The following is a 12786-nucleotide window of genomic DNA, read 5'->3' as shown; positions in this document are numbered from 1 at the left end:
GGGCGGTCGGCCGAGGCGCGAGGCTTTGCCTGTCTGCCGCAAGCGCAGGCGGGGGACACGATCAGTAGAGAGCCGGATGACGCGGCTTTCGGCAGAAACAACGTGCGGCGCGGGCCCGGACGGACGCGCGCCGCAATAGTGCCGGATTCGGCGGAGGCGGGCTTTTGCAGCCCTCTCAGCCTCGACGCATGGCGGCCCGCACGGCGCGCACTTTTTCCTCAATGTCCGGAGCGCCCACGAGTTCGGAGACAAGCGCGCAGCACTTTGCGCCCCGCCGCGTCACTTCCGCGATGTTGTGTTCCTTGATGCCTCCGATGGCCACGAAGGGCAGGCGGATATTGGCGACCACCCATTCCAGATAGGAAAAACCCACGGGCGAGCACACGTCTTCCTTGGTCTGCGTGGCGAAGATGGGCCCCACGCCGATGTAGTCGGCTCCGGCAGCCACGGCCGCCCGGGCCTGTTCGGGGCTGTGCGTGGAGAGCCCGATGATCTTGTCCGGGCCGAGCAGGCGGCGGACTTCCGGCACGGGAAGATCGTCCTGACCGACATGAACGCCGTCGGCGTCCACGAGCATGGCGATGTCCACGTGATCGTTGACGATGAAGCAGGCTCCGGCCTCCAGCGTGAGGCGGCGGAGCAGACGGCACTCTTCCAGCATGACGCCGGCATGAGCGTGCTTTTCGCGGTACTGCAGAATCTTCACGCCTGCGGAAAGCAGGGCGCGGGCCTGTTCCTCCACGCTGCGCCCGAGGGCGAGGCGGGAATCGGTAAGGGCGTAAACGTCGGTTTCGCCGGGAAGTATGCGGGGCATGACGAATCCTTAAAGTAAATCTTTAATTGTTCCCGTGAGCAGCCATTCGAGGGCCGCGTCGGCCTGCATGGCGGCGCACTGCATGACGCGCGGAGCCAGGGGCGGACGTTCGGCGATGTCGCTTTTCATGTCGCCCACCACAACGATATTGCCCATGCGGCGGCGGCGCATGGCAAAACCGCCCACGCCTCCCATGCCGGAGCCGCACACGACGATCTTGCCCGCGGCCGCGGCCGCCGAGGCAAAGAGCGCCTTGGTTGACGCGTTGTCCAGCGCCTCTATCCAGATGTCGGCTTCGGGCAGCAGCGCGGGAATGTTGTCGCGATTCAGCCACAGCATGCGGGCGTCCACGCGAAGGTCAGGGTTCAGCGCCAGAAGCTGTTCGGCAAGGGCTTCAACCTTGGGCCGTCCCACGTGGGCGGGAAAATAGTGCTGACGGTTGAGATTGGAAGGCTCCACCTTGTCGCCGTCGATGACGATCAGGCGTCCTGCGCCAGAACGGGCAAGCATCATGGCCGCGTTGGAGCCGAGACCGCCCGCGCCGGCAATGCCCACGCAGGCGGCCTTCATCCGCCGTCGCTGTTCTTCGGTAAAGCAGGAAAGAACGCCGGCGAGCATGGCTAGAAGTCGCAGGCTTCCCAGTCCTTGGCCACGGCCTGATAGCCCAGCGCGGCAAGGTCATGGGTCATTTCCTGCACGGAACGGTGATCGGAAATGTCGAACTGTCCGGAGTTTTCGGCTTCCACCACGCGGCCGCCCACGGCCGTGGACACGCCCGCCGACACGCGGGTGACGCCGATGGGCACGATGTGATTGCGCATGTTCGCGCTCTCGCGGCTCGACACCGTGATGCCGCAGCGCGGCAGGAAGCAGCGCAGCGCGGTGATGTACTGCACGAACTGGCGGTCGTCCACGCCGTGCTTGACTTCAAAGCTGCCTTCGTGCGGGCACATGCGCGGCACGGACAGGCCGATGTCCACGCCGGGGAAGTGCTTCTGCAGCCACCAGGCGTGCAGACCGGTGCAGAAGGCGTCCTGAATGAACTCGTCGAGACCCATGAGCGCGCCTATGCCCACGCTGTGCATGCCCGCCTTGGCCGCACGGGCGGGCGTGTTGAGACGCCACAGAAAGTCGTGCTTGGGCCCTGCCGGATGCAGCCATTCGTACAGTTCGCGGTTGTAGGTTTCCTGGAACATGGTCATGCTGTCCACGCCGCTTTTGATGAGCATGCGGTATTCGTCCAGCGTGAGGGAATAGACTTCCACGCCCACGGAGGCGAAGCGGGGCTTGATGCGTTCGGCCACGTCCGCAATGTAGCGGGGCGAGGCGATGTGACGCGCATCGCCCGTGAGCAGAAGAATGTGACTTATGCCCGCGTCGGCCAGAGCAAAGGCTTCGGCCGCGGCTTCATCGACCGTGAGGTGGCGGCGCTTCTGATGGTTGTCGGCGTTGAAGCCGCAGTAGCGGCAGTGATTCGTGCAGATGTCGGAAACGTAGAGCGGCGAGAAGATGTTGACCGCGCGTCCGAAAAACCGGAGCGTGATTTCGCGGGAGCGCTGCGCCATCTGTTCCAGAAAGGGAGCCGCAGCCGGGGAAAGCAGCGCCATGAAGTCTTCGGGGCGCAGCACGTCCTTGTCCAGAGCGGCGAGCACGTCGTGTTCCGTGGCTTTGGCGGCCAGTTCCGCGCGGCGTTCGCGGGGCCATTCGGCCAGACATTCGTCGAAATGCGCCTCTCCCGGCGCAAAGGTATCAGCCAGAACAGGAGTATCCATAAATTTGAGCCTTTATTTCGGTGTCGGAGGCCGGTTCGGCGGATGTCGAACCGGCTTCGCGCTGCCGCCGTCGCGTTGCGCGCGGCAGAGAGGGAATCGGAAAAGCGCCCGGCAAAGGACGCGCGCGGCGTCCCGGTGCGGGCGGTGAGAGCGTTTTTTTCGGCAATCGCCCGGAGTTTGACATGGCCGGGAGCGGACGCCGACGTCTGCAAAGGGCGCAGAGCATGCTCCGGCCGGAGAAGGCCGCAGGAGAAGGACTACGGCGTCCGGCGCGGAGCATGGACGCGTCACGGGCTGAGACCGGCTCCGGCCTGAACGGAGGAGTCTTTTGCCCTGCGGCAGGATTCCCGCATGGGAACTGCCGCTCTTTTGCTAACGCAGGAAGCCCGTCAGCGGGGAGGAGGCCACGGCTCCGCCGGAATGCACGGCCCCGGCTCCGGCAAGGAACGCGGTCCGGCCGGCTTCCACGGCGCGGCGGAAGGCGGAGGCCATGGCCACGGGATCGTCGGAAGAGGCGATGCCGGTGTTGACCAGGCAGGCGGCCGCGCCCATTTCCATGGCTTCGCAGGCCTGCGAAGGACGGCCTATGCCGGCGTCCACCACGATGGGCAGGTCGATTTCCTCAATGAGAATGCCGATCATTTCCTTGGTGCGCAGGCCGCGGTTGGTGCCGATGGGCGAGCCCAGAGGCATGACGGCTGCGGCTCCGGCGTCCACGCAGGCGCGGGCCACGTAGAGATCGGGATTGATGTAAGGCAGCACGGTGAAGCCTTCCTTGACCAGTATTTCCGTGGCCTTGGCGGTTTCGTAGCCGTCGGGCAGCAGATGCCGGGTGTCGGAAATGACTTCGATCTTGATCCAGTTGCCGCAGCCGGCGGCGCGGGCCAGGCGCGCGAGGCGCACGGCTTCTTCGGCGTTGCGCGCGCCGGAGGTATTGGGGAGCAGGCGCATGGAGGAGGGAATGTGTCCCATGACTCCGGTCCCGCCCTTGTCCACGCGGCGCATGGCCACGGTGATGACCTGTGCGGCGCTGGCCTCGCAGACGGCGGGAATGAGGGCGTCGTCGCTGTATTTTCCGGTTCCGATGAAAAGGCGGCTGTCGAGTTCCACGCCGCCGATGACGAGCTTGTCGGACTGCTGCATGTTAACCTCCTCCCACAAAGTGCAGGAGCTCCAGGCTGTCGCCCGGGTTGAGACGTACGGCAGCGAAGTTGTCTTTGGCAACGATGTCTCGATTGAGCTCGGCGACCACGACGCCGGGGTCGAGCCCGCGTCCGATGATGAAGTCGAGCAGGGTAAGGCCTTCGGTGATTTCTTCTGTTTCGCCGTTGACGGTGATGCGCATGGAAACCTCGCTGGGATAAAAAAAACGTCCACCAAAGGGGCGGACGTGAGGTTTCTGCAACGAAACCGAGCTTCCCTTCGGCAGTGCTGGCTGCATCAGGTTCCAAGGGTCAGAGGCATTATCCTCTTTCTCAGCCGTGAGGCTCCCCTAGCTGGTGAACGAACTGTTTTTAATCCCGGTGATGTTTTTTTGCAAGAAAAAACTGGAATATGGGTCTTGGGCAGGACTGATGCACGTTGCGGGAGCGCAGGCACCAGTAGAGGGGAACCATCCAGAGATAGATGGCAAAGGGAATGATGACGGCTCCCTGCTGCAGGGTGAGGCTGCACATGGAAAAGGCGATGCTCCACGGCAGCACGGCGGAGAGCAGCACCACGCTGTTTTCCAGATACATGGCCATTTCTCGGCGGTTGTGCTGGGCGTGGGCGCAGAGCTGACGGGTGAGGATGATGGAAAGGGTCTGATTGCAGGAAAGGCCGGTGGTGAGAAGCCCCACCAGGGCCGTGGCGCGGAAGGCGCCGATGCGTTCGGCGAGCGCTTCGACCATGTGCTCGAAGCTGTCCAGCAGGCCGGATTTCTCGAACAGAGCGGAATACGAGGAGGAAATGGCCACGATGGCGGCCACGTTGAGCATGGAGAGCATGCCGCCGCCCTTGAGCATGGCAAGTTCCGGCAGCGGGGGGCGGTAGCCGAGCGTCATGGCGGAGAGCAGGGTAAACACGGGCGTTTTCTGAAAGACGAGGGACGCGCCGAAGGCGAGCGCGATGCTGACGGCCATGGCGATTTTGACGTTGATGCGCAGCACGCCGAGCACGAGAACGGCCAGAGCCGGAAGCAGCACCCAGAAGTTGAACACGAAGTTTTCGCGCAGGGCGTCGGTGGCGCCTTCGGGCATGACGTGTTCGGGGCCGAAGAGGGAGAGCAGGGCGTAGCCCGCGCAGGTGAGCAGAAAGGGGGCGGTGCCGTTGCGCAGCATGCGCTTGAAGTTGCCGTAGATGTCGGTGTGGGTGAGCGCGCAGACGAGCGCGGCGCTGGAGGACATGGGGGAGCAGCGGTCGCCCACGTACACGCCGCTCAGAATGGCTCCGCCCACGAGCACTTCGTTGAAGCCGGCGGTGTGGGCCATGAGCATGCAGACCACGCCGAGAGTGCTCACGGTGCCGAAGGCCGTGCCGATGAGAGTGCTCAGGGCGGCGCAGAGCAGAAAGCTCCAGAGCACGAAGAAGGTGGGATTGATGAGCGTAAGGGCCCAGTCGATGAGCATGGGAATGGTGCCGCTTATGCGCCAGATGCCCGTGAGCATGCCGATGAGCGTGAAGATGGCGAGGATGTTGGAAATGCGCCGCACGCCGCGCAGAAGCAGACGCAGCACCTCGGGCAGAGGAATGCCCGTGCTGCGGGCGTAGCCGCCGAAGCAGAACACGCCGAAGCCGAGGGCCCAGAGAAGAGAACGGCCGGCGGCGATGCAGAGGACGAGGCCGCCCACAAAGAGGCCGAGCGTGATGATCTGGCCGCGGGAGACGCGGCCTGCGGACGAAGAGGAAGACATGGCGATATCCTGAAGGTGCGGGGCGGGATCAGGCGAAGTCATCGGGCAGAGCCACCACGGCAAGACCGTGTTCGTCGGCGAGACGGAGCGCTTCTTCGCGGTCGAAGAACAGCGTTTTTCCGGCCTGAATGGCCAGCACGGCGTAATGGTGTTCCACCAGATTGCGGATGGTGGACAGTCCCACGGAAGGCAGATCGACGCGTTCGTCCTGGCCGGGCTTGACCATTTTGATGGCGATGCAGCCTGCGCCGCCGAGTTCTGCGCCGCGCTTCAGGGCGGCGTCCGTGCCTTCGAGGCACTCCACGGCCATGACCATGCCTTCGCGTACGACAAGGCACTGACCGATGTCGAAGGAGCCCATGGCGCGGGCGATGGGCCAGCCGTAGCGGATGTCCCTCCACTCGTCGTCGCTGGGGGCGCGGCGGGTGAGGGTTCCGCCCGGGGCGCGCAGTCCCGGCGCGAGATCCACGGCGGCCACCACGTGAATGCCGTCCTTTTCTATGTCGGCCATGATGGCGCGCAGAAGGGCGTCGTCGCCTTTTTTCTTCAGGGAGAAGAGGAGCTTTGCGGCGCGCCAGTCGGGGCGGAATTCGAGCGCCTTGGGCTTGCTGATGGAGCCTGCCATGCACACGCGCGAGACGCGGTGTTCCTTGAAGAATCCGATCATGCGGCTGAGCTGGCCCAGATGGAGCAGTTCAAACACGTCGGCGCACTCGGCGGTGGCGGGATCGGTGTGCCCCTGAAATCCGCAGACGACCACGCCGAGCCCTGCGGCGCGGGCCTCCTGTGCCACAAGGCGGGGAAACTGACCGCCGCCCGCGATGATGCCGATATTCTCTGCCATGACAACTCCGAATAAAGAAAAAAATCGGAGGCAGTATAAGCGCATCTTTCGAGCTTCGCAACCGCGGCGCGGCGCCTTCCGGGCATTTTTCCGCGGCGAAGAGCGCAGAAAAAGCTCGCCGGACGGCGTCGGTCGGGCATATCGGCGCTTGCCCTCCGGTCATTATCCTTGTATAAATGGGGCTCTTCCAGAAATGTCCGGGAACAGCTCCGCGCCGCAGGCCGGGGCGGAGCCGCGGATTTGCTGCGGCCTTTTGCACGAAAGGCGCGCATGACGGCCGGAATGCCGGCCATGAAAGGTTTTGCCATGAATATTGCTCACAAGATCATCAGCGCCCACCTCGTGGAAGGGGACATGGTTCCCGGAAAGGAGATCGGCCTTCGTGTGGATCAGACGCTCACCCAGGACGCCACCGGCACCATGGCCTGGCTTCAGTTCGAAGCCCTCGGCCTGCCTTCCGTCCGCACCGAACTTTCGGTGAGCTACGTGGATCACAATACCCTGCAGATGGGGTTCCGCAATCCTGACGACCACCGTTTCCTGCGCACGTCGGCGCAGCATTTCGGCGCGGTGTACTCCGCTCCCGGCTCCGGCATCTGCCATCAGCTGCATCTGGAAAACTTCGCCCGTCCCGGACGCGTTCTTCTCGGTTCCGATAGCCACACTCCCAACGCCGGCGGCATGGGCTGCCTCGCCATGGGCGCGGGCGGTCTTTCCGTGGCGCTCGCCATGGCCGGAGAACCCTACAGCATTCCCATGCCCAAGGTGGTGAAGGTGTGGCTTACCGGTCGTCTCACCGGCTGGGCGCAGGCCAAGGACGTCATTTTGCACATGCTCTCCCGCCTGAGCGTGAAGGGCGGCGTGGGACGCATTTTTGAATACTGCGGCCCCGGCGTGAGCACGCTTTCCGTGCCGGAACGCGCCACCATCACCAACATGGGCGCGGAACTCGGCGCCACGGGCTCCCTGTTCCCCTCCGACGAGCGCACCCGCGAATTTCTCCGTCAGATGGGCCGCGAGCAGGACTGGGAACCGCTCTATGCCGACGAGGGCTCGCAGTACGACGAGGAAATGGAAGTGGATCTTTCCTCCATCGTGCCTCTGGCGGCGCGTCCGCACATGCCCGACAACGTGGTTCCCGTGGTGGAACTGGCCGGGCTGCACGTGGATCAGGTGGCCATGGGCTCCTGCACGAACTCTTCCTACGCCGATCTGCATCTGGTGGCCGAAACCCTGCGCGGACGCCGCGTCTGCCCCGAAACGGACACCTGCATGGCTCCCGGCTCGCGTCAGGTGCTGGCCATGCTCACGGAAGAAGGCTCGCTCGCCTCGCTTCTGGAAAGCGGCGTGAGACTGCTGGAATGCGCCTGCGGCCCGTGCATCGGCATGGGCAGCTCGCCCGTGTCCGGCGGCGTTTCGGTGCGCACCTTCAACCGCAACTTTGAAGGCCGCAGCGGCACCCGCGACGCGCAGGTGTATCTGGTGAGCCCGGTCACGGCGGCGCAGTGCGCCATCCACGGCTGCTTCACCGATCCCGCCACCTGGGGCGAAGCGCCCGCGCATCCCGATTTCCCCGCCCGCGTGCCGGACGGCCGTCATCATTTCCTGTTCCCCGCCGCCACGGAAGAGGAGCGGGCGAAGGTGGAAATTCTGCGCGGACCCAACATCGTGGCGCTCGAAACCTTTGACGCGCTTCCCGCGGAACTTTCCGGCGAAGTCACCCTCAAGGTGGGCGACGGCATCACCACCGACCACATCATGCCCGCGGGCGCGGAAATCACCGCGCTGCGCTCCAACGTTCCGGCCATTTCCCGCTATGTGTTCAGCCGCACCGACGAAGGCTTCGTGACTCGTCAGGACGGCGTGAAGGCCGCGGGCAAGGCCGGCGTCATCGTGGCCGGGGAAAACTACGGACAGGGCTCCAGCCGCGAACATGCGGCGCTGGCTCCGCGTCATCTCGGCGTGCGCGCCGTGCTGGCCAAGTCCTTTGCCCGCATTCATCGCGCCAATCTCATCAACTTCGGCATCCTTCCGCTCATTTTCGTTGACGGGGCCGACTACGACCGCATGGCGCTCGGCAACGGCGTCTCGCTCGACACTTCTTCCATGACTGCCGGCGGAGAAGCCGTGCTCAAGGTGGAAGGCGTGGGCGACGTGCGCGTCCGCAACGACCTTTCCGACAAGGAATGGGCCGTGCTCAAGGTCGGCGGTCTGCTCAACGCCGTGCGCGCCCGCCGCGCCGGATAAAGGAACCATCGAGCCGTCCGCGGCTGCGTAACATCAATACAACAATAAGCAAGGAGTCGTCATGCTGGACGGCATCAGAGCCAATGCCCAGTCGTGGGGCGTAAAGCTGGCTTTCGGCATCATCATTGTGGTCTTTGTCTTCTGGGGCATCGGATCCTACACCGGTCCCAAGGGTCTGGTGGCTTCCGTCAACGGCCGGAACATCACCGAGGTGGAGTTTCAGCGCGCCTACGCCATGATGGAAGACAACGTGCGCCGTTCCATTCCGAACGTCACGTCGGAAATGCTGGAAAGCTTCCAGCTCGAACAGCGCGTGCTGCAGTCCCTCATGCAGGAAAAGCTCATTGAGGACGAGGCCGAACGCGCCGGTCTGACCATCAGCCCCTACGAACTGCGTGCCGCGCTCGAACAGCTTCCCTTTTTCCAGAAGGACGGCAAGTTCGACGCCGACACCTACCGCGAAGTGCTGAGCAAGAACCACATCACGCCCCGCCAGTTTGAAACGGATCAGGCGAAGTCCATGCTTCCGGCCAAGCTTCAGCGCCTGGTGACGGCGGGCGCCTACGTGGATCCTGCCGCGGTGAAGGCCATCTTCGACTACGCTGCCGAACGCCGCCGCGTGGACTACATTCTGTTCCCGGCCTCGGCGCACATGGACAAGGCCGCGCCTTCCGACGAAGAGGTCGCCAAGACCTATGAGGCGCAGAGCGCGAACTTCACGGTGCCGCCGAGCGTGAACGTGGAGTTCATCCGCCTCGATCCCGCCGTCATGGGCGATCCCGCTTCCATTTCCGACGCTGATCTTCGCGCCGCCTACGACGCCCGCAAGAATCAGTTCACGGAAGAAGAAAAGATTCATGCCCGTCACATCCTCGTGCGCGTGCCCGCGAACGCTCCTGAAGCCGACGTGAAGAAGGCCGAAGAGCAGATCAAGGCGCTTGAGGCCCGCATCCGCGGCGGCGAGGACTTCGCCGAAGTGGCCAAGAGCGGTCAGGACGGCACGGCGGAGCAGGGCGGCGATCTCGGCTGGTTCACCGCCGGTCAGATGGTGCCCGAGTTCTCCAAGGCTGCGTTTGCCCTGAAGGACGGCGAGGTGTCCGCTCCCGTGCGCACGCAGTTCGGCTTCCATCTTATTAAGAAGGAAGAGCACAAGCCTGCTGTGACTCACAGCTTCGACGAAGTGAAGGACAGCCTGCGCGCCCAGCTTGCCACCGAAGCCGCCGGTCGCGGTCTGGAAGAGAAGGCCGACGTCGTTCTCGCGCAGGCGCTGGCCGGCAAGAGCATGGACGAAGCCGCCAAGGCCGCGTCCGTGGCGGCCGTGAAGGCCGAAAGCACCGGACTCATTTCCGCCGAGGAACTGGGCCAGAAGCTCGACATCCGCGATTCCGACGTGCAGACCATTCTTGCCGCCGCGTCGGGCACGGTGCTGGATTCCGCCGTGCCGTCCGGCAATGCGCTCCTGGTGGTGAAGGTGCTGGAAAGCAAGCCGCAGAGCGTGAAGCCTCTGGAAGAAGTGCGTCCCCTCATCGTGGAATTCCTCACCCGTCAGAAGGCTGCGGAAATGGCCATGGACGACGCCCGCAAGGCCCGTGCCGCCTTCCAGAACGGCAAGCCCGCCGAAGGCGCGGAAATCAAGACTTCCGAACCCTTCGGCCGCGACGGCAACATCGCCGATCTCATTGCCGATCCGGCGCTCGCGCAGGCCGCATTCGCCGTGCCGAAGGTTTCCGACGCGTGGCTCAACGACCCCTATCGCGTGCAGGACGGCGCCGTGCTGGCGCGCGTGTCCGCCATCGAGGCTCCTTCGGAAGACGAATGGAAGGCCGCCGCGCAGGACATGCAGGCCCGCATGACGAACGACCGGGCCAATCTGGTGTATCAGGTCTATCTGACCCAGCTCGGCTCGCAGGCCAAGGTGAAGATGTACAATTCGCCGCTCCTGGCCAAGACGAAAAAGTAAGATTCGGGCCGGAACGAAATTTTCGTTCCGGCCCTTTTGCTTTTTGGAGCGCAGAAGCGTATGCTGGCAGAGCAAGGTCGCGCTGCGCGCCTTTCTCGGCTTGCAGAGTCCGGAATCCGGGGTCGTCGGAGGGAAAAATGCCTTCGCCCGCAGACCGGACGCCGCCGGGCGGAACCGAAAGATAATCATTGGTTGTCGCCGGAAAGAGAGCCGTTGTTTGAACGGCTTCTCTTGACATTATTTCTGTTTTGGCAGTAACGTAATTCTGCTTATGCCTCTGCAGCGTGAGCTTTGGTTTCGTGTAAAGACCAGGAGGAGGTCACCCTATGAAAAAGCTGCTGACGTTCGGCTCCGCCGCTCTGATAGTCGCCGCTTTGGCTCTGCCGGCCGGCGCCGCGCAGTTCGCACATATCCCTGCCGGGCCCATTAAGATGGATCTGACCGAGAAGCCCGTTTATTTCGATCACAATATCCATACTACCCAGGACTGCACGGCCTGCCATACCAGCATGCCCGCCCACTTCCCCCCGCTGACTGTCGATACGGAACAGCAGTGCGCCGTCTGCCATCACAAGGTTGCCGGCACGACTCCCAAGTTCAAGTGCGGCACCGCCGGTTGCCACAATCCTGAAGACAAGCAGGCGGAACGCAGCTACTTCAAGATCGTGCATGACCGCGAAATTTACGGCAAGGGCCATGTGGCCGACTCCTGCCTCGGCTGCCACACGCAGGTTGTGAAGACTCGTCCTGAAAAGAAGGAAGCGCTTACCGCCTGCGCCGGCTCCGCCTGCCATCCCAAGCAGAAGTAGTTTTCTTTCCCGGTTTTGCCCCGCCTTGCAGGGGCGGGGCAAGCCGTGGTCAGTCTTGTCTGGCCTTGTATTGCCCCCGGAAGGGGGCTTTTTTTGGCCTTGCGGAAGCCCCGCCTTTAGTTGTATATCTGTGACCCGCATTTTTCAGTTACCGCCAAGAGGGGAACATGGAAGAAGAAAAGCTTTCTCCTGAACAGTCTGAAGAGGTCATTGAACTTTTGGATATCGTGGGAGATTCCGCCCCGGAGAACAACGCGGAGCAGGAAAGCGAAGGTGTTTTCGCCGGCGACTCCGATAAGCGCGGAAGCGCTGAGGCCGGTTCGACAGACGCCGGAGAGGAAGCGGCAGGCGACGATGTCGTGCTTCTCGATGAGGACGACGTCGTTTCGGAAAAGAAAGACGCGGCGGAAGAAGAGCCGGAGAGCACGGAACAGACCGCGCAGCCGGAGATGACGGCGGACCTGCCGGAATCGGAAGATGAGGAGCGTCTGGCGCTTTCCGAAGCTGATGACGCAAAAGCGCAGGACAACGCCGAAGCGCAGGGCGGCCCCGTCGAGAGCCTTGCGGCTGCGGAAGAAGACTATCGGGCCGAGATTCAGCGCCTGGAAGAAAGAATTGCGGCGCTGGAAAAAGCCAATGCGGAGCTCGGCGAAAATCTGGAATCCCTGAGCCAGCAGATCGCTCATGTGGGCTCCATGTTTCTGGAAGACGCGTCGGTGCGGCTCAACATGGAAGAAATGGTCAGCCGCATGCTGGACGCCCGTCTGCCTTCCCAGCCGGAACAGGAAGAGGGCGGAGCGGAAGAAAGCGGCGTTGAGGCGCGCCTTGAGGCGCTTGAGAAGCGCGTGCAGGACTGGGAGGCGCAGAGCGAGCATCAGGCCGCCGTGGCCGCAGCCCGCGTCATACGAGAGGAAATAGCCGCCATGCGTGCGGAATCTTCGGGCTCGGCCCGGTAGAAAATATTTCGGCCGCCATGCGGTCGCGGGTCTTCGGACCCTCAGAATACTATGTCGGGTGCGGGTCTGCCCGCACTGAAAATCCATTTGGAGTTTTTCGTTTCATGAGTTCCTTTGTCACAGGCCAGATTATCGAGGCGCGCTGCTCGCGCTGCAAGGATATCACTGGCCACGTCGTCATGGCATGCCTCGACGGCATGCCGGTCAAGGTGGAATGCCGCGCCTGCGGCAGTGTGCATAAGTATGTCGCGCCGGAAGCCCAGGCTCGTCCGAAGGTGGAAAAGACCGTGCGCGTGAAGGCCGGACACAACCGGGCGGAAGCCGTGGACGCCACCGTGCGCGCGGAAAAGCGCGCCGCCGCGCCGCGCCCCAGCCGCGAACAGCAGCAGCTTGCCCGCCGCGCTGAAGAGAACGAAAACCGCTGGAACAGCCTGGTGGCCGGAAGAGCGGCTACGCCCGTGCCCTACAGCATGAACGGCACCTTTGCCGT

At 63.6% G+C, this 12786-nt stretch carries 12 protein-coding genes and 1 riboswitch; of the genes, 5 read left to right on the top strand and 7 right to left on the bottom strand.

Annotated features, from left to right (window positions below; genetic code table 11):
• Positions 1–175: 175 nt before the first annotated feature.
• From thiE to ACZM96_RS05080, 7 genes are all read right to left on the bottom strand, one after another.
• Positions 176–814 carry a thiamine phosphate synthase gene (gene thiE / locus ACZM96_RS05110; RefSeq protein ID WP_489487768.1) on the bottom strand — a complete coding sequence of 213 codons (639 nt, stop codon included), beginning with the start codon at positions 812–814 and terminating at the stop codon, positions 176–178.
• Positions 815–823: 9 nt separating this feature from the next.
• Complete coding sequence (gene thiF / locus ACZM96_RS05105; protein ID WP_489487767.1) at positions 824–1432, bottom strand: sulfur carrier protein ThiS adenylyltransferase ThiF; 609 nt, start codon at positions 1430–1432, stop codon at positions 824–826.
• A 2-nt stretch (positions 1433–1434) separates the two neighbouring features.
• Positions 1435–2586: a 2-iminoacetate synthase ThiH gene (gene thiH / locus ACZM96_RS05100; RefSeq protein ID WP_489487766.1), complete on the bottom strand. Its 1152-nt coding sequence runs from the start codon at positions 2584–2586 to the stop codon at positions 1435–1437.
• A gap of 372 nt (positions 2587–2958) precedes the next feature.
• Positions 2959–3729, bottom strand: a complete 771-nt coding sequence (locus ACZM96_RS05095; RefSeq protein ID WP_489487765.1) for a thiazole synthase — start codon at positions 3727–3729, stop codon at positions 2959–2961.
• A gap of 1 nt (position 3730) precedes the next feature.
• Complete coding sequence (gene thiS, locus ACZM96_RS05090; protein ID WP_294485913.1) at positions 3731–3931, bottom strand: sulfur carrier protein ThiS; 201 nt, start codon at positions 3929–3931, stop codon at positions 3731–3733.
• A gap of 55 nt (positions 3932–3986) precedes the next feature.
• A riboswitch (TPP riboswitch) is annotated at positions 3987–4090 on the bottom strand.
• A gap of 10 nt (positions 4091–4100) precedes the next feature.
• Positions 4101–5480, bottom strand: a complete 1380-nt coding sequence (locus ACZM96_RS05085; RefSeq protein WP_489487764.1) for a Na+/H+ antiporter NhaC family protein — start codon at positions 5478–5480, stop codon at positions 4101–4103.
• 28 nt (positions 5481–5508) lie between these two features.
• Positions 5509–6324, bottom strand: coding sequence for an LpxI family protein (locus tag ACZM96_RS05080; RefSeq protein ID WP_489487763.1), 816 nt, complete (start codon positions 6322–6324; stop codon positions 5509–5511).
• 306 nt (positions 6325–6630) lie between these two features.
• Between ACZM96_RS05080 and ACZM96_RS05075 the strand changes: the two genes are divergently transcribed.
• The 5 genes from ACZM96_RS05075 to ACZM96_RS05055 all read left to right on the top strand — a co-directional run.
• Positions 6631–8571: an aconitate hydratase gene (locus ACZM96_RS05075; protein WP_489487762.1), complete on the top strand. Its 1941-nt coding sequence runs from the start codon at positions 6631–6633 to the stop codon at positions 8569–8571.
• Positions 8572–8632: 61 nt separating this feature from the next.
• A complete protein-coding gene (locus ACZM96_RS05070) occupies positions 8633–10531 on the top strand; it encodes a SurA N-terminal domain-containing protein (RefSeq protein WP_489487761.1) in 1899 nt (632 codons plus the stop codon).
• Between the two features lie 326 nt (positions 10532–10857).
• The gene (locus ACZM96_RS05065) at positions 10858–11340 is read left to right on the top strand and encodes a cytochrome c3 family protein (protein WP_489487760.1); all 483 of its coding nucleotides are present in this window, start codon (positions 10858–10860) and stop codon (positions 11338–11340) included.
• Positions 11341–11507: 167 nt separating this feature from the next.
• Positions 11508–12296 (top strand): hypothetical protein, encoded by a 789-nt coding sequence (locus ACZM96_RS05060; RefSeq protein WP_489487759.1) that lies wholly within the window; start codon positions 11508–11510, stop codon positions 12294–12296.
• 104 nt (positions 12297–12400) lie between these two features.
• Positions 12401–12786 (top strand): hypothetical protein (locus tag ACZM96_RS05055; RefSeq protein ID WP_489487758.1); only part of this gene is annotated, 386 nt, incomplete at its 3' end.

Source organism: Mailhella sp. (assembly GCF_057866825.1).
This window is presented reverse-complemented; position numbering and strand designations above follow the sequence as displayed.